Source organism: Sphaerospermopsis torques-reginae ITEP-024 (genome assembly GCF_019598945.1).
Taxonomy (GTDB): domain Bacteria; phylum Cyanobacteriota; class Cyanobacteriia; order Cyanobacteriales; family Nostocaceae; genus Sphaerospermopsis.
This window is the reverse complement of record NZ_CP080598.1, coordinates 3,307,516-3,325,503: the sequence shown is the minus strand read 5'-3', so window position 1 is coordinate 3,325,503 and position 17,988 is coordinate 3,307,516. Positions and strand designations below refer to the sequence as shown.

The 17,988-nt window shown below is 36.9% G+C and carries 18 protein-coding genes and 1 pseudogene; 9 read left to right on the top strand and 10 right to left on the bottom strand.

Annotation, left to right across the window (positions count from 1 at the left end; genetic code table 11):
* The first annotated feature begins 98 nt into the window (after window positions 1–98).
* Both K2F26_RS15480 and K2F26_RS15475 read left to right on the top strand, forming a co-directional pair.
* Window positions 99–947 (top strand): Rpn family recombination-promoting nuclease/putative transposase, encoded by an 849-nt coding sequence (locus K2F26_RS15480; protein WP_220608539.1) that lies wholly within the window; start codon window positions 99–101, stop codon window positions 945–947.
* Between the two features lie 141 nt (window positions 948–1,088).
* Window positions 1,089–1,670 carry an Npun_F5749 family FMN-dependent PPOX-type flavoprotein gene (locus K2F26_RS15475; protein ID WP_220608538.1) on the top strand — a complete coding sequence of 194 codons (582 nt, stop codon included), beginning with the start codon at window positions 1,089–1,091 and terminating at the stop codon, window positions 1,668–1,670.
* A 119-nt stretch (window positions 1,671–1,789) separates the two neighbouring features.
* Here K2F26_RS15475 and K2F26_RS15470 read toward each other — a convergent pair whose 3' ends face one another.
* From K2F26_RS15470 to K2F26_RS15450, 5 genes are all read right to left on the bottom strand, one after another.
* Window positions 1,790–2,488, bottom strand: coding sequence for a L,D-transpeptidase family protein (locus K2F26_RS15470; RefSeq protein ID WP_220608537.1), 699 nt, complete (start codon window positions 2,486–2,488; stop codon window positions 1,790–1,792).
* Window positions 2,489–2,562: 74 nt separating this feature from the next.
* Window positions 2,563–3,315 carry a serine O-acetyltransferase gene (cysE, locus tag K2F26_RS15465; protein WP_220608536.1) on the bottom strand — a complete coding sequence of 251 codons (753 nt, stop codon included), beginning with the start codon at window positions 3,313–3,315 and terminating at the stop codon, window positions 2,563–2,565.
* Window positions 3,316–3,351: 36 nt separating this feature from the next.
* A complete protein-coding gene (locus tag K2F26_RS15460; protein ID WP_220608535.1) occupies window positions 3,352–3,528 on the bottom strand; it encodes an alpha/beta hydrolase in 177 nt (58 codons plus the stop codon).
* Between the two features lie 25 nt (window positions 3,529–3,553).
* Window positions 3,554–4,045 carry a hypothetical protein gene (locus K2F26_RS15455; protein WP_220608534.1) on the bottom strand — a complete coding sequence of 164 codons (492 nt, stop codon included), beginning with the start codon at window positions 4,043–4,045 and terminating at the stop codon, window positions 3,554–3,556.
* Between the two features lie 132 nt (window positions 4,046–4,177).
* Window positions 4,178–5,911 (bottom strand): DUF3352 domain-containing protein, encoded by a 1,734-nt coding sequence (locus K2F26_RS15450; RefSeq protein WP_220608533.1) that lies wholly within the window; start codon window positions 5,909–5,911, stop codon window positions 4,178–4,180.
* Between the two features lie 40 nt (window positions 5,912–5,951).
* Here K2F26_RS15450 and K2F26_RS15445 point away from each other — a divergent pair, with 40 nt between their 5' ends.
* The 6 genes from K2F26_RS15445 to K2F26_RS15420 all read left to right on the top strand — a co-directional run bounded on the left by K2F26_RS15445 (window position 5,952) and on the right by K2F26_RS15420 (window position 9,996).
* On the top strand, window positions 5,952–6,299 hold the full coding sequence (locus K2F26_RS15445; RefSeq protein WP_220608532.1) for a rhodanese-like domain-containing protein: 348 nt from the start codon (window positions 5,952–5,954) through the stop codon (window positions 6,297–6,299).
* A gap of 396 nt (window positions 6,300–6,695) precedes the next feature.
* Window positions 6,696–7,781, top strand: a complete 1,086-nt coding sequence (gene hrcA, locus K2F26_RS15440; RefSeq protein WP_220608531.1) for a heat-inducible transcriptional repressor HrcA — start codon at window positions 6,696–6,698, stop codon at window positions 7,779–7,781.
* 30 nt (window positions 7,782–7,811) lie between these two features.
* Window positions 7,812–8,471 (top strand): DUF2834 domain-containing protein, encoded by a 660-nt coding sequence (locus K2F26_RS15435; RefSeq protein ID WP_220608530.1) that lies wholly within the window; start codon window positions 7,812–7,814, stop codon window positions 8,469–8,471.
* 90 nt (window positions 8,472–8,561) lie between these two features.
* Window positions 8,562–9,308, top strand: coding sequence for a class I SAM-dependent methyltransferase (locus K2F26_RS15430; RefSeq protein WP_220608529.1), 747 nt, complete (start codon window positions 8,562–8,564; stop codon window positions 9,306–9,308).
* A gap of 170 nt (window positions 9,309–9,478) precedes the next feature.
* A complete protein-coding gene (locus K2F26_RS15425; protein WP_220608528.1) occupies window positions 9,479–9,703 on the top strand; it encodes an addiction module protein in 225 nt (74 codons plus the stop codon).
* Window positions 9,703–9,996, top strand: a complete 294-nt coding sequence (locus tag K2F26_RS15420) for a type II toxin-antitoxin system RelE/ParE family toxin (protein WP_220608527.1) — start codon at window positions 9,703–9,705, stop codon at window positions 9,994–9,996. Before K2F26_RS15425 ends, K2F26_RS15420 begins: the two co-directional genes overlap by 1 nt.
* Window positions 9,997–10,043: 47 nt before the next feature.
* Here the strand turns inward: K2F26_RS15420 and K2F26_RS15415 are convergent, their stop codons facing one another.
* From K2F26_RS15415 to K2F26_RS15395, 5 genes and pseudogenes are all read right to left on the bottom strand, one after another.
* Entirely contained in the window at window positions 10,044–10,610 is a 567-nt protein-coding gene (locus K2F26_RS15415; protein WP_220608526.1) for a Uma2 family endonuclease, read from the bottom strand.
* 202 nt (window positions 10,611–10,812) lie between these two features.
* A complete protein-coding gene (locus K2F26_RS15410; protein WP_220608525.1) occupies window positions 10,813–12,774 on the bottom strand; it encodes a bifunctional aldolase/short-chain dehydrogenase in 1,962 nt (653 codons plus the stop codon).
* A 326-nt stretch (window positions 12,775–13,100) separates the two neighbouring features.
* A complete protein-coding gene (thiO, locus tag K2F26_RS25205; RefSeq protein WP_220608524.1) occupies window positions 13,101–15,071 on the bottom strand; it encodes a glycine oxidase ThiO in 1,971 nt (656 codons plus the stop codon).
* 144 nt (window positions 15,072–15,215) lie between these two features.
* Window positions 15,216–15,647, bottom strand: coding sequence for a hypothetical protein (locus K2F26_RS15400; protein WP_220608523.1), 432 nt, complete (start codon window positions 15,645–15,647; stop codon window positions 15,216–15,218).
* Between the two features lie 17 nt (window positions 15,648–15,664).
* Window positions 15,665–16,028: pseudogene (locus tag K2F26_RS15395) on the bottom strand (2Fe-2S iron-sulfur cluster-binding protein).
* 130 nt (window positions 16,029–16,158) lie between these two features.
* On the opposite strand from K2F26_RS15395, the gene cimA reads away from it, so the two are divergent.
* On the top strand, window positions 16,159–17,796 hold the full coding sequence (cimA, locus tag K2F26_RS15390) for a citramalate synthase (protein ID WP_220608522.1): 1,638 nt from the start codon (window positions 16,159–16,161) through the stop codon (window positions 17,794–17,796).
* Window positions 17,797–17,988: the final 192 nt, after the last annotated feature.

Here is a 17,988-nt window from a genome sequence, read left to right as displayed (position 1 = left end):
TTTTAAAATATTTTGTATAATAAGTCACAATTTTATATTTCGTTGTTACAAAAACGGCCTCTTGCCTTCATTAACCAAATAAATCAGGAATTTAATTAATGCGTAGAGACTCAATTTTTTATAAACTCTTTCAACAATATCCATTTGTCTTATTTCAACTATTGGAAAACCCACCCCAAAATGCAGAATTATATAAATTTGATTCTGTAGCGGTGAAAGAACCGAAATTTGAAATTGACGGAGTGTTTTTACCTCCAGAGAGTAAAACCAAGGGTACTGTTTATTTTAGTGAAGTACAGTTTCAAAAGGATGAACAACTGTATGAGCGATTATTTGCCGAATCTCACTTATATTTCTACCGTAATCGCAATAGATTTAGTGACTGGCAAGCGGTTATAATATATCCATCTCGTAACATAGAACAAAGTGATATATCTCCCCATCGTTCTTTGCTTAACGGCGATCAAGTGCATAGAATATATTTAGATGAATTGGGAGACATTGAACAATTACCCCTATGGGTAGGGTTAATGGTACTGACGACTTTAAAAGAAAGTCAAGCACCAGCAGCAGCTAGGAATTTATTAACCAGAAGTAATCAAGAAAATTCATCCAATGAGATGATTTTAGAAATGATTACTACCATCATGATGTATAGGTTTGAAAATTTGACTTTGCGGGAGGTTCAAGTCATGTTAGGAATTTCATTAGAAAGAAGTCGCGCTTATCAAGAAATTAAACAAGAAGGAAGACAAGAAGGACTTAAAGAGAGTGCTTTAAATTTAGTTATGCGACAACTAACTAGACGTTTAGGAGAGTTACCGGAGGAAGCAAAAAATAATATTACTCAGTTATCTTTGAGCAATTTAGAAAATCTTGGAGAAGCATTGTTAGACTTTACCAGTTTACAAGATTTACAAAGTTGGTTAAGTCAATTGCAAGATTAATTTATTACTGCTCAGAACCCCGAATTTTCAAGATAATTCAATATTGATAAAATTCGGGGATCTCAAAAATAGTAGATTTTCAATTATAATTATGGAACAAACAAATCAAAATCAAATTACCAAAATATTACAGTAATAATAATGTCCCTAGCACCTTGGAGAAGTTTAATAACTCGCGCTTTACACAAAAACCGCAGTCTGGTTTATTCCCGTTATGTGCAACTTGCAACCGTGCGAGAAAATGGTTTACCTGCAAACCGCACTGTGGTATTTCGTGGTTTTTGGGAAGATACCAACCAGCTAAAATTTATTACTGATATTCGCAGCGCAAAAGCTGAACAAATACCCCAACAACCAGCAGCAGAAATATGTTGGTATTTTCCCAACTCTAGAGAACAATTTCGTATTTCTGGAAATTTGATTTTAATAACTTTTAATTCTCATCCCCATTTACAACCAGCGAGAATTAAAATGTGGCAAGAATTAAGTGATGCAGCACGTTTACAATTTGCTTGGCCTGATCCGGGTAAGGAAAGAGTAAGAAAAGCGGAATCATTTACACCACCAGCACCCAACCCTTTAGAACCCTTAGAAACCTTTTGTTTATTATTACTTGAACCTACAGAAGTAGACCATTTACAATTGCGGGGTGAACCACAAAATAGAACTATTTATAAAGTTAATGAAAATCAAGAATGGTATTTTGAAGAAGTTAATCCTTAATACAGCAGGAGTCAGGAGTCAGGAGTCAGGAGTCAGGATTAAAAATGGCTTGGTGTCTAGGTTTGAATTTTGATTCTTTACTTCATGGATTTGCAATCTGCTGTGTTAATCTTGATTTTTTAAGGTAAAATTTCCACAATTGTACCTTTCTGAACAACTTTATATAATTCATCAACATCTTGATTTTTTAAAGATGGACAACCTAAAGTCCAGTTATTTTTTGCATCAATCATTTCATCAGCACCCACAGGTACACCATGAATACCCACTTCCCCACCAATAGGAAGATACCAAGCTAATTCACCATTGATTTTAGCTTGAAAATGCTTTCTCCAAGATTGGGGATTAGGATAATTTAACCACATAAATTTTGACCATTGCGGGTGAGGATAAAGGTCTTGAATTCGTAAAATACCTTCGGGTGTTTTTTTGTCACCTTCTCTTTTTTTATCTCCTGTGGGGTTAGCACCAAAAACCACAGGATAGGATTTAATAGGTGCAAGATTGTAATATAATGTTAGTCTATGTTGAGATTTTTCAATTAAAATAGATATCTTATTTTTGTCAATAGGTTGGGTAATTATTTTTTCTATTGGTTGATCATAATTTAATAATTCATTGCCAATTATGGGTTTATGTATTTTTTTATCTGTTTGGCAATTGGTAATACATAAAACTTCAGGAATTGCTGTAACTGGAAATATTAAACCTATACGTAACAACAAAACATAAAATACAGAACCAGCAACAAAAAACAAAATCATGTTTAATAGGATTCTCTGTTGTTTGAGATGTTTAGTTATTGATTCTGTATTCATGATTTGGATATTTTTTGAAATCTGCTACAATCTTCTACACACGAATATTCTGACTCCTGACATTTTGACGGCGGTTAAATTCCAGCACCGTCTAAAAATTCCTGTATTGTTTTATCTCGAAGATTACAAAAATTGTGTTCTTTTGGTAATTCATCTACTTGAATGTATTTACCTACTAAAACCGGAACTTTGACAGGATTTTGCAGAGTTTCTATTTTTTCTTCTAGTGTTTCAATACGATCTAGTAAACTACGAATTACTTGAGCTTCGGAGTCTGGTAGGTTGTTGTGTTCCAATGGTGAAACTTTCACTCCAGAACGATAAACAATACGTCCAGGAATGCCGACAACGGTACAATCAGAGGGAACATCTCTTAAAACTACTGAACCTGCACCGATACGGACGTTATTACCTATTTGCAGATTTCCTAAAACTTTTGCCCCTGCACCAACAACGACGTTTTCGCCTAATGTGGGGTGACGTTTACCGCTTTCTTTACCTGTACCACCGAGAGTAACGCCTTGATAAATAAGGGCGTAGTCGCCGACAATGGCGGTTTCACCAATGACAACTCCCATACCGTGGTCAATAAATACGCCTTTACCAATAACAGCACCAGGGTGAATTTCAATACCGGTTAAAAACCGAGCAATATGAGAAATTAGCCGGGGAATAAAGGGAATACCAACAGCACGCAGCCAGTGAGCTAGTCTATGGAAGATTAAAGCCTGTAAACCAGGATAACAAAACAAAACTTCCAACCAGTTCCGGGCTGCTGGGTCACGTTCAAAAATGATGCGAAAGTCGGCACGCAGTGTAGATAGCATCGAGATAGTACCCAATAAGCAAAACAAGCTACTTTCTCATTTTATCGTTACTTGGTCGTCGGTGATTGGTAATTGGTAATTGGTAATGGGTAATGGGTAATGGGTAATTGGTAATTGGTAATTGGTAATTGGTAATTGGTAATTGGTAATTGGTAATTGGTAATTGGTAATTGGTAATTGGTAATGAGTAATGGGTGGACTTCTTGCTGTCATCAGTCACCTGTCACCTGTCACTTGTTCACTTTTCTTCGACTTTCAAAGTGTAGTTAGCTTTCACCCCTTGGTTAAATATACCTACCCAAATTTGATAAATACCTGATTTCCATTTGTTACTACTGACACTCGCATCTTTACTTATACCAGTGTCATCACCACAGCGAATAGTTTTATCATCTGGACCTTTGATAAATATGGTGGTGTCTGTATTACCGCTATTAATTGATATTGTTAATTTTTCAAAGTCTTCTTCTAAAACCAGGATATGATCAGGATTGGGATCACCAAAACCAAGACACACTTTTTTATTTTTGTCTCGGTTACTCATAGCCGATAAGGAATAAGAACCCCCTGTATAACCTGCGGCTGTTCCTTGTTCTGGTGTAAAACCTGGTGATAGTTTCATTGTGCCAAAATTGGCTGTTTGGGCTGCTACAGGTGTCGTTATCATAGCGGTAATTGCAGCTAACAGCCAGCTAGACCGAAATTGAAGCCAAAAGGGACGATTTTTCATAGCGCAATTCCATCTAGTTTTTTGTAACTGTATATACTAATTTTATGTAAAAAAAAATCTAATGGGTAGTGCTGAGATCACGCTCTTCTCCCAGATCCCCGACTTCTTCAAGCAGTCGGGGATCTAACTTGTTTAGTTTTCCAATTGAAAGAAAATTCCACCTTTGAGAGTTTCTGCTTCCTGACTGTAACTACTGACTGTAAGCGATCGCAAATTGTCAAACAGTGGTTTTCCCAACAATTCCAGAAATTTCAGTAAGGGTTGTTGACTTTCTAGAAAATTTCGGCTTTTTCCCCAGTCAATATACACATAACCTTGGTTTGGTTGGGGAATATTGGCAATACTATTTTGAAAGTTGGTATTTTCAATTAATGATTTTTCTTGGTGGTTGATAATTTTTTCCATCAATGCCAAATCTGAGGTAAAAATTTCATAATTATCTAGATTTGTATGCGCTCCCCTAATTTTGGCATCAACTGTCACAGATGCTTTTTCTGTGTTAGCTTTTAACTCTGTCCAAACGGAAATTTTTTGATTATTTAGATTCAGCGAACTAACATTCAAACCGTTGTTAATTGCCATCTCATTTAATTTGTTGATTCCTTGTTCTAAATGTGGTGATTTTTCTACTACAAACACCCAATTAAAATTTATATTTTTCTCTTGATTTACCTCTTGATTTGGTAAAATTGCTAAGGCATATTCTCCACTTACCCAACTAAAAATATCGTCTTTCCAGTTTATATCCCAGCTTTTTTGTACATCTATTAAAGGTTGTATCCATCTAGCAATAGCTTCTTGGGAAGAACCATAAAGAGTTGCTGTTATTTGTTGCCAAAGTTTATCTAAGTTACTATTGGGTAAATTCCTTAAATTTGCACCAGCAATTGCTAAACCTGCTGACTCTGGAATATACTTTAAAGCATTCACAGGTTTAGATAATGGTGTAGATAGAGAATTGAGTTTTGAACGACTTAAAAATGTGCTTTCTGCCAGCAAACCTGGAAATTTTAAAACTAAAGAAAGAATTTGACTCTTATAAGTTGATTCTGCTAATTCTAAACCTTGCCATTTTGATAATGTAGGTAATTTGAAAAAAGCTACAGCTACAGCATTTTTGGGTAATTCTTTAACAGCTTTTTGATATTCAGGATCACTACTTAAATTTAAGTTAGGTGCTTGAATATTATTAATTGCTTCTTTGACAACTTTGATATCATTAGCCAACAAAACAAAGTCATCAACAACCGCACCAGCTAAGGAATTTTGAATTTGAGATTTTTGGATTTTGGATTTTGGATTTTGGATTTTTTGGGATGTTATTATTTCTGGGGTATCATAAAGTAATTTGACACCTTTATATTGTTCTACTTCTAAATTTGTTCCTGCTAAAGTTCGTCGAGAAAATAACAGTTCAACAAACTCACGGCTTTTTTCTGGGTTATCTGTAGCTAGTGCCATTAAATACCCTGGTTTTAACCCATTTTCTGGATCACGATCAATATCTTCACTGGTGACAGCTAAGGTAATTTCATTACTTAGCCAAGGTTTGATATCATCATTGAAATCTATATTAGTCTTTGCTAATAAGCTGTTTTTGATTTGGGAAATTGCCCTTTGTTTTTCAAGTGACTGCAAACCTTCAGGATTGACTAATAAAGACACCATCGCAGGTGCTACATTAGATACAAATATAGCCGCCCCTGGTTGAGATATGGGAGTATTTAATTTTACTGGACTTTTGAATAAAAACCAGTAAAAGCCAGTAATAGCAAGTAATACAGCAACTACACCAGCTACTATAAACCTAAAAGATAAACGTTGATTATTCACATTCAACCTATTTTCTCGCTTTTCTGTCACCATGAATAGTATGACAAATATTAGGATTGTTTAGAGAAACTGCATGACTGGTCAATCTTTTACTGAAATTAAGGTTCAAGAACTAGCGGAACGTTTAGCAAATGGTGATTCTGGTTTACAGTTAATAGATGTGCGTGAACCTCAAGAAGTGGCAATATCACAAATTGATGGTTTTGTCAACCTTCCTTTGAGTGAATATGAACAATGGAACAAAGACATTTCCACCCGTTTTGATGCCCATGCGGAAACTCTGGTATTATGTCATCACGGTATGCGTTCTGCTCAGATGTGTCAGTGGTTAGTTTCTCAAGGATTTACTAACGTTAAAAATATTACAGGTGGTATTGATGCCTATTCTATCCTAGTTGATCCTGTAATTCCAAGGTATTAGGGACTGGGGACTGGGGACTGGGGAGAAACTTCTTTACCTGTTCCCTTTTTTCCAATTACCCATTACCCATTACCCATTACCAATCACCAATAGTCAGCAATGCAACTGAAGCTAAATCTAATTTTTGTAGCTAAAAATACAGCTTGATTAAGAAATCATATAAGATAATATGATAAATAGATGAGAATTTAGCCTTTTTTGTGCTGTGAGCTAGGCTGTATTAATAATCACGTACAAAATAAGTTCTCACAGGAAGCTTTGCACCTAACTAATATAGGATAAATATATAATTTACGATTTTGCTTTTGCATTAATTAATAATCAATCTTTTTTACGGTTTCATTAACAAAATTTTTCAACCTTTGCTTAAAATTTGCCTTCAGTAAAACATATTCTATGCAATTCCATCTGACAAATCGCCAACAACATATACTTTGGGCAACTGTACGCCATTATATCGCCACTGCTGAACCAGTTGGTTCTAAAGCCTTGATTGAGGAATTTGATCTTGGTGTCAGTTCCGCTACCATCCGCAATGTTATGGGTGTTTTGGAAAAGTCGGGGTTACTTTACCAACCACACACTTCTGCGGGGCGCGTACCTTCTGATTCTGGTTATCGTATATATGTTGATAAGTTGATGAAACCGTCGGAAGCTTTAGCTAAAGAGGTTGAATCTACTTTACAACAGCGTCTACATTGGGATGATTGGAGTTTAGAAGCTTTACTGCAAGGTGCAGCGCAAATTTTAGCAACATTAAGTGGCTGCATTACTTTAATTACCATGCCACAAGCTAACACAGCACAACTCAGACATTTACAACTTTTACAAGTTGAAGATGGGAAAGTTATGCTGATTGTGGTGACGGATAGTTATGAAACCCATTCCAAGGTAATGGATCTGTTTACAAGAGAGTCAGCAAATAAACCTGATCCAGAAACAATTGATCGAGAATTACAAATAGTTTCTAACTTTTTGAATAGTCATCTGCGGGGTTTTACGCTCTTGGAATTAGCCCAGCTTGACTGGAGTGAGTTAGATCAAGAGTTTCAACGTTATGGGGAATTGTTGAAAAGTTCCTTGACAGAATTACTCCGTCGTGCTGTTGCACCTTCAGCTACACAAATCATGGTGCGGGGTGTGGGTGAGGTGTTGCGTCAACCGGAGTTTGCCCAAGTGCAGCAGGTACAGACGATTATGCACTTATTGGAAGAAGAACAAGAACAGTTATGGCGGTTAATATGTGAAGAAACGGAAATAGAGGAAACGGGTAAACCCAAGGTGACGGTGCGGATAGGTACGGAAAACCCTTTAGAACCGATTAGAACCTGTTCTTTGATATCTTCTAGTTATCGTCGGGGTGCTGTACCGGTGGGAAGTATAGGTGTTTTGGGACCAACTCGGTTAGACTATGAAAATGCGATCGCTGTAGTAGCAGCAGCAGCAGAATATCTTTCAGAAGCTTTTAGTCAAACTGCGTAAAGTACGTAAACTGCGTAAATTACATTAATTATGTTGAGAAAAATCTCTTTTGGTTTAATATGGCTAGGATTTATTTCCTACGCCTTTTTATTTGCACCTCCTGATAATTTCCCAGAAAGTTTAGAGTTAATCACCAATCTTTCTACAGGAAACTGGGAAGGTATTAATCCTGTGATTATTGCCTTATTTAATATCATGGGAATATGGCCTTTAATTTACAGTTCCGTATTATTTCTTGATGGTAGAGGGCAAAAAATACCAGCTTGGCCTTTTGCTACAGTTTCCTTTGCTTTAGGTGCGTTTGCACTTTTACCATATCTAGCTTTAAGAGAACCAAATCAAGAATTTACAGGTAATAAAAATCTGTTTCTGAAAATCTTTGATTCTCGCATTACTGGGATTTTATTAATGTTAGGTGCGGTGGTTTTATTTGCTTATGGTTTACAAGGAAATTGGAGTGATTTTATCCAACAATGGCAAACTAGCAGATTTATTCATGTCATGAGTTTAGATTTTTGTATGTTGAGTTTATTATTTCCTGCTTTATTAGGGGATGATATGACGCGACGGGGTTGGAAGGATAATCAATTATTTTGGTTATTTGCTTTAGTTCCTTTTTTTGGGGCGTTGATTTATTTGTGTGTGCGGCCACCTGTGAAGGAACAAAAAACAGATTATCAAATGGTTTGATATATCAGGAAGTAAGTAACTCTCTACTATGACACCAAATTTGATAAAATGTTTTCAATCTGAAAATCGAAATATCTGGAATTTAAAACAATGACAGAGCAGATAAAATTGGAAATGATTCAAGAGGAAACTTTCTTAACAGAAGAGTTTTTTAACCAGCAATGGCAAATTTACCAGAAAGTGTTAAAAAACAATTACATGGGACATCAGGAAATATATAATGTACTCCATGAATTATTAGTTAAACACTGGCAAAAACCGTTTACTATGCTTGACTTGGGGTGTGGAGATGGGAGTTTCACTACTCAAGCTTTATTAAATACTCAAATCGCTGAATATACAGGAATAGATGTATCTGTTCCCGCAATAGAAGATGCGAAAAAAAATATTGCTGTTACTGGTTGTCAGGGAAATTTTATCATAGGAGATTGTTGGGAATTAACGAATGAGTTAGCGCAAAATGAACAACAGAAATTTGATGTTGTTTTTACATCTTTTGCTCTCCACCATTTGCAATTACAAGAGAAAGAAGATGTAATAAAAAATATAAAAAATCTGCTCAAACCGGGTGGAATTTTCATTTTAATTGATGTAGTTCGTCAAGAAAATGAAGATAGAGATACCTATGTGCAACGTTATTTAGGTAATGTGAAAAAAGATTGGACTTTAATAACTCCTCAAGAGTATAAAATGGTCGATAGTCATATTTCATCTAGGGATTTTCCTGAAACTCAATCAAATTTAAAAAGTATTTCTGAAAAAGTCGGTTTTAGTGATTTTGAATGTGTTTATCGTGATGAGTTAGATACAACACAATTATTGTGTTTTTACCTATAAAAGCGATATTGTTGTTCGTTAGTTTCTAACCAGCGAGCAACATTGAGTAAATAATTTCAAATCAGTGCTTTTTCAAATCTGCTCCTACACTATGTCAAGAATTATAATAGTATCTTTTAATATGTAAAAATTATGTTATAATTCATATTACTCTATCAGGAGTTTTATTTATGGCTAATGTTACTTATGATGAAATTTTTGGAGCAGTATTAACCCTACCTCCTTTATATAGAGCGATGCTGGTAGAACATCTTATTAAAAGTCTTGATGAAATTAATCCTGAAGTTGAAAACGCTTGGGAAAGTGAAATTGTCAATCGCATAGATTCTATAGATAAAGGTGAAGTTTCTTTAATTCCTGCTGATGAAGTATTACAAAGACTTAGGAATCGGTAATGTTTGTTGAATTTCATCCTCAAGCACAATTAGAACTTGATGAAGCTATTTCCTATTATGACGGTATTAGCTCGAAATTGGGTAACACTTTTTTAGATGCAGTGGAACGAACACTTAACCGCATTGTTCGGTTTCCTGATGCTTGGACACCAATGATCAAAAATTCTAGACGTTGCCATATTGATGGATTTCCCTATGGTATAGTTTATAGGGTTGATAATGATGAACGCATTCAAATTTTAGCGTTAATGCACCTTCAACGAAAACCAAACTATTGGATAGATAGAGAATAGAAATATACCTTTCGGAAAACCTTTGTCATTCATTAGTTTTATAATTGTTAACCAAAAATCTGTTCTACCCGCAAACTTAAATCCTGAAACTGTGGAGAAATCACCAAATCATCACCAGCAAAAATCCCCACTTCATGATAAATACCATCAATTAATTCCAACACTAAAACACTTTTATTTTCTGGATCAATAATCCAATATTCAGGAATACCACAATCTTGATATTGTAACCGCTTGGCAATAAAATCTCTATCTCTTTGTAACTCCCCTGGACTTACAACTTCAACCACTAACAAAGGTGGTAACATTGATAATCTGATAGTATTACGTTTTGCTAATTGTTGAATATGTTCTTCTCGAATAATAGTTAAATCAGGATAACGGTTTCTCGGTTCTCCTCTTACTTCCAATTCTAAACCATGTCCCCGCACTCTATCAGTTCCTATTAATAATGCAAAAATTAGGAAAATTCGATTTGCTATTTGTACATTAATTCCTGATTCTGGTGGCATTTCTATTAACTCTCCATTAAATAATTCATATAATTTATCTGAACCATCATCATAAGCTAAATATTCTTCAAAACTTTGAAAACGTGGCTTAACTTCTAACATGATAATTCCTCCATTATCAGTCGTAAATTAGTTGTAAAAGTCCTGAAAATTTAATTGTGAATATCCAGGTAAAGTTCAAATTTGGGGATGGAAGACAGGTTGGAAGTTTTGAGACAAACTAGAATATCTAATTTTCTGCAAAAATCAAATACAGCCCACATTTTTACCTCCTGTCTCCTCCTCCTATAGTAATCCTAAATCACTAAATCACTCTTTCATTCCCTCCATCAATGGGAATATTAGCAGCAGTTGTTTTCATAAATAAATTACCACACATTTCCGCTGCTAATTCGCCTACATCATGGCTAGTAATTTCAACTTGCAGCAGATTATTAGTTTTATATTCTTCTACCGTTAAACCATAAGCAGCAGCACGAGAATTTAATACTTCTTCTGTCCAAATTCCCGTATCAAAAACTGCATTTGGATGTACAGAATTAATGCGAATTTTATCTTGACTCCATTCTAAAGCAGCAACTCTTGTTAATTGATTTAATGCAGCTTTAGAAGCCGAATATGCTGCTGCACCAACTCCAGGTGCATAGACATTTTTTGAGCCAATTATTACTACTCTACCGCCTTTAGGTGCTAATTTTAAATAGTAATGACTTTCTCGCATTAAAATTAAGTTAGCATCCAAATTGATATCCATTACCTTACGCCATTCCTGGGTTGATAAATCTTTAATATGACAACCACGAGGAAAGATTCCAGCATTCAGAATTAAGATGTCTAAACCGCCAAATTTACCAATAGCTGTTTCTAGGGCTTGAGTAATTGCATTTTCATCGGTTACATCACAGGTTATTCCTAAAAAATCAGGACGTTTATAAAGGGTTTCAATTTGAGAATTAATATCTAAACCAACAACCGCAGCGCCTCTTTTTAGAAGAGATTCTACACAGGCTTTACCAATTCCAGAAGCTGCTCCTGTAACTAAGGCAATTTCTCCAGTAAAGGGGGGTTCTTTTCCTGCTTTTTTTAATTTTGCTTGCTCTAAATCCCAATATTCTACTTGAAAAATATCTTTGGCTGATAAAGCTTGATATTGGTCTAAATTGGTGGCAGTTTCTATGATATCAATGGTATGATCATAGATGTCGGCAACAATATTTGCTGATTTAATATCTTTGCCAATTGTACATAGTCCTAATTCTGGATCAAGGATTACTCTGGGAATGGTATCTAATATGGTATGTTCAGGACTGGAATAGGTTTTAAAATAGTCTTGATAAGCTTGACTATAGGCTTCGATATCTTGACCAATTAAAGGTAAGCGTTTAGTACGAATTACATGATCTGGTGTAGCCGGACCTTGTTGAGAAATGACAGCAATATCTTTTCTGCCGGCAAAAGCAATATATTTAGAATCTCGATGACTGGATAAAATAACTGGAAAACCTGCTTTTGTTGATAGTCTATGACGGAATTTTGCTAAGGTAGGAGCTAAAGATTTTTCTGCAATAACACTACTGGGAGTAGGAGAGTATGCTTGATTTTTCTGTAAATATTCTTCGGCTTCACTTACCAGTGAAATCATTCTTTCATAAGACTCTTGAGCAGTGTTGCCAAAGGAGAAAATACCATGATTCATCAAAACCATGCCGATGGTGTTTTCTCCTGCTTCTAGTGGGAATTTTTCACCACAAATTCTGGCTAAATCAAACCCTGGCATAATATAGGGAATTATGACAACTTTATCCCCATAAATTTCTTTGATTCTTTGGCAACCGTTGGGAGTATTGGTAATAGTGACAATGGCATCTGCATGGGTATGATCTACATATTTGTAGGGTAAGATAGCATGGAGAATTGTTTCCACTGAAGGAGAAGGTGCTGTAGCAATTGTCATTTGAGTTTTTAGCTCATTTACCATCTGAGGATCAGATAAAGCTGCCAGTTTAGCTAATTTTAATAAATGCGACATTCTCACGGGAGCAAAACCTTCTTTTTCGATGGTTGCTAAGTCCCAACCACTACCTTTTACATAAAGAATTTCTTCTATTTCTCCTACTAGGTTTTTTTCTTTGATTTTGACAGAAGTATTTCCTCCTCCATGTAAAACTAAAGCAGGATTTTTTCCTAAGAGACGAGATGTATATACTCGCAGTTCTAATTCTCCTTGATATTGGGCTGCTTCTTGCTCATTCCAGAGATTTTTCATAATTGATTTTTGTTGGCTATTTTTTCAGGGGAATTGATATTAATAAATCAATTAATATTATAATATTGTTATGGTAAGTTGTATAGAAAAATTTTCTTCTGGAATGATTCAAGTTCGGATGAAATTAGAAACTAATGGCTAATACTAATTCTCTATGAAGATGCGCTAAATTATATAACGAACCGCAAAGGACGCAAAGAACACAAAGAAAGAGGTTTGCAAATTTAGCGCAGTCTCATGAAGAAACGGTATAAAATATAAAACCTTTGTAAAGACGTTTTATGTAACGTCTCTACATCTATTACTGCCAAATGTCTAATACTAACTTAACCAGTAATAGTTCCCGTTAAGGGTGAACTCGCACTAGCATAGTTTTTAATTGGCATTCTTCCCGCTAAATAAGCTATGCGACCGGCTACGGTTGCTAAACCCATTGCATAAGCCATTGCAGGTGCATTTTCAGCTAGGGCGATCGCACTATTTATTAATAACGCATCTGCACCCAACTCCATCGCTTGTGCAGCTTCCGAAGGCGCACCAATACCCGCATCTACTACTACTGGCACTGTGGCATTTTCAATAATAATCTGAATATTGGCAGTAGTTTTCAACCCTTGTCCAGATCCAATGGGCGCGGCTAAAGGCATCACAGTGGCACAACCAACCTCCTCTAACCGTTTAGCTAACATTGGGTCAGCATTAATATAAGGCAATACCGCAAAACCTTCTTTTACCAACTGTTCTGCCGCTTGTAAAGTACCGATGGGATCAGGTAATAAATATTTAGCGTCGGGTATAACTTCTAACTTGACAAAATTATTATCTTCCTGTCCTAATAACTTCGCCATTTCCCGTCCTAACCTTGCCACCCGGATCGCTTCCTCCGCAGTTTGACAACCGGCAGTATTAGGCAACATCCAAATTTTACCCCAATCTAAAGCTTCTGCCAAACCTTCATGGCCAGGGGCGTTAGTTTGTACCCTTCTCACAGCAACGGTAACAATTTGACAACCACTAGCAGCGACACTTTTCTGCATTTCATCAATACTGCGATACTTCCCTGTTCCCGTCATCAAGCGAGATTGAAAGGTTTTACCAGCAATAACTAAACCTGAATCTTGTAAATTAAATTCCGCAGGTTGGAGAGATAAATTTTTACTATGTCCGTTGGTGAAATTAGCAGGATGGGTAAGCATGGATGTTGTAGTAGATGACTGAGTGGGAACGGGTGTATTTTGAAAGCGGGAATAATGGAAATGAGTGAAAAGCGGATCGGTTGTTTTTGATAAAATCACATCTGCAATTAAATTTGCTGTAACTGGTGCAAGTAAAATTCCATTGCGATAGTGACCAGTAGCCAAGGTTAAATTTTTACAATGACTTTCACCTAAAATCGGTAATTCATCGGAGGTAGCAGGACGAAAACCCCACCACATTTCTTGAATAGGATAATCTGCTAATTGGGGAAAAAGACGGGTTGCAGCTTGAAGTAAACTTTGTATTCCTGCTGGTGTATTATCGGGAGTAAAACCGACGTTTTCACTGGTAGCACCTAAAACAATAGAACGGTTGCGACGGGGAACAATGTAAATATTTTCACCAAATAAAACCCTTGTTAAAGGTAATTCTTGTACAAATTCCGGTACTCGCAACCGCAACATTTGACCTTTGCGGGGACGCACTGGTAAAGGTAATAATTGATTAGACCAAGCGCCAGCAGCTAAAAGATAATGGTCAGCCCTAAGAAAACCTATGTTAGTTTGAATACCGATAACTTGCCCTTCTTGTTGAGCGATCGCCTCAACCGTTACACCATCTTTGAATGATACACCCAAAGACTCAGCCGCAGTCCGCAGAACCTTAACCAAAGCCTGATTATCAACCTGGCCATTTTCAGGATACCACCAACCACCAACCACATCAGCACCTAACCCCGGTTGATATTCGTGAATAGCTGCTTTATCCAACCAGTAAGCTGGTGATTGGTGATTGGTGATTGGGGACTGATAAACTGGGGCAAAGATACCAGAAGGCCAATAACCTGTATTTAAACTTGTTAACTCTTCTAATTTACTAATCCAGTCAGGATATAAAGAGAGCGATCGCCGACACAAATCAAGCATAGCAGCATCGGCGATATTTTCCGCATCAGGCGCTAACATTCCTGCGGCTGCATGGCTGGCTGCGGCAGTAAAATCACGGCAAACAACAGTAACATTTGCACCCCGCAACTTTAACTCAACAGCGCAAGCCAACCCGATAATGCCACCACCAATAATTAAAACATCGTTAGTCATCAGTCAATAGTTATTAGTCATTAGTACATAACTAATAACCTATCAGGATTATTAATTGGTGATTGGTAATTGGTGATTGGTGATTGGTGATGGGGAAAAATAAAACTTCTAACCCATTACCCATTACCCATTACCCATTACCCATTACCACAAAGCGCGAATAGGTTGTTTATCTTGATCGATAGTACCTGAACTTGAGCTAGTATCTGTTGCAGAAGTAGAAGTATCAGTATCAGTATCAGTATTATTTGAGCCTTGTATACTATCAGCAGAACCTGTAGGCGTAGTATTGGCATTACTTTGAGCTACACTGGTGCGGCGAGTATCATCAGAAAAATCATTTCTGTTAGTGTTAGTGTTGCTGGTTTCAGTGTTATTTCTGTTACCAGCGGTTGAATCATCCCTGCTGGCAGTGCTATTAACATTAATATTAGCTGGCAAAACACTAGACTCTCTTCTTCCTGGGGGAACATTAGCAGTTTGTTGTCCACCCATCGGAAAATTAATACCAAGTAACGTACCTAGTAAAATTGCCACGCCTCCAGCCATTAAAATTAAGGGAGTCCATCTACCCATCTTGTTTTGTCTCCTTTTTAACCTTCTGGTGTCCAAACTATCTCAGAACCTTGACCCCAAAAACCATCAAATTTTGTAACTTTCACATCTCCTAAAACCTGAGTTTGACAAGCTAAACGCAAATCAGATGTAGGAGAATGGGGAGGAAGCGAATGCGCTAAGGCGCACGCTACGCTAACGCCGCGTTAGATCACGCCAATTTGCTGCTGACACTTCGCCTTCTACCTTAACCGCACAAGTACCACAACTGCCAATACCCCGACAGTTTATTATCTGAGAACCACCGTTATGGAGGTCAACACCATTTTTTAGCAGCACTTTTCTTAAATTGGCTTTGTTTTCACACTCAATTAATTTACCTTGAGCTACAACTTTCGGCATATTTAAATTACCAAACTAAATTACAGCAGGAGACTTGGGGACTGGGGACTGGGCATTGGTATTTGAGAAAAATCTCTCCCCTGCTCCCTGCTCCCTGCTCCCTGACTCCTGACTCCTGACTCCTGAACTTATGAACAAAACTACCTCTCCTCAAATTTGGTTATATGACACTACTCTCCGTGATGGTACTCAACGGGAAGGTTTATCAGTGTCTATAGAAGATAAGTTACGCATTGCCCACAGACTAGATCAACTAGGTATACCATTTATTGAAGGTGGTTGGCCAGGGGCGAATCCTAAAGATGTCCAGTTTTTCTGGCAACTTCAAGAAAACCCCCTCAAACAAGCGGAGATAGTTCCTTTCTGTTCCACCCGTCGTCCCCATACCCAAGTTAGTGATGAACCCATGTTACAAGCGATTTTGGCGGCTGGTACGCGCTGGGTGACAATTTTCGGGAAATCTTGGGATTTGCACGTTATAGAAGGACTCAAGACCAGTCTGGATGAAAATTTAGCCATGATCCACGACACAATTGAGTATTTACGTTCTCAAGGACGGCGTGTAATTTATGATGCTGAACATTGGTTTGATGGTTATAAACAAAATCCTGATTATGCGTTACAAACAATCAAAACAGCCGCAACAGCGGGGGCGGAATGGTTAGTTTTATGTGATACTAATGGCGGAACTTTACCCCATGAAGTTTCTCAAATTGTCTCAGTTGTCGTCAGGGAAATAGGAAATACAGAAAAAACTCTTACCCAATCACCAATTCCCCAAATAGGAATACATACTCATAATGATTCGGAAATGGCGGTTGCTAATGCTATAGCAGCAGTCATGGCAGGTGCAAAAATGGTACAAGGGACTATAAATGGTTATGGTGAACGCTGCGGTAATGCTAACCTGTGTTCTCTGATTCCTAATTTACAGCTAAAGCTTGGTTATAGTTGTATCAGTGAACACCAGCTACATCAACTTACAGAAACCAGTCGTTTTGTGAGTGAAGTTGTCAATCTCGCACCTGATGATCATGCACCCTATGTAGGACGTTCAGCTTTTGCTCATAAAGGTGGGATTCATGTTTCTGCGGTGGAACGTAATCCTTTAACTTATGAACATATTACACCTGAACAAGTAGGAAATCGTCGTCGCATTGTCATTTCTGAACAGTCTGGTTTAAGCAATGTTTTAGCTAAAGCTCGCACTTTGGGAATAGAATTAGATAAAAATGATCCCCAAACTAAACACATTCTCCAACGCATGAAAGACTTGGAAAGTGAAGGTTATCAATTTGAAGCTGCGGAAGCTAGTTTTGCTTTATTAATGTATACAGCTTTAGGACTAAGACAGGAGTTTTTTGAAGTTCAAGGTTTTCATGTTAATTGTGATTTAGTGGAAGGGAAAAAAAGCACAAATTCTTTAGCTACAATTAAAGTAGCTGTCAATGGTAAAAATATTCTGGAAGCAGCAGAAGGTAATGGTCCAGTTGCGGCTTTGGATGCAGCTTTGCGTAAGGCTTTGATCAATTTTTATCCGCAAATTGCTGAGTTTGAATTAACTGATTATAAGGTAAGAATCCTCAACGGAAATAGAGGAACATCAGCAAAAACTCGCGCTTTGGTTGAGTCGGGAAATGGTCAAAAACGCTGGACAACTATCGGAGTTTCTGCTAATCTTTTAGAAGCTTCTTATCAAGCTGTAGTTGAAGGTTTGGAATATGGATTATTGCTGCATTTCCAAGCAGAAAAATCATTGAAAATTTAGCATTGATCTAACTGTGATCAAATTGTCTGAATCAGGATATCTGGTTACTGAGCGAAGTCGAAGTACAGGATTTTTGATGATTTATAATTTGGCGATCGCTCTTTTTCCCACTGCATGAAATTTCAAAATCGGCATTTTCAGGATTTTTGTAATTTTTGGGTTTTAAGACTTGACAAATAGCCAAACTCATTT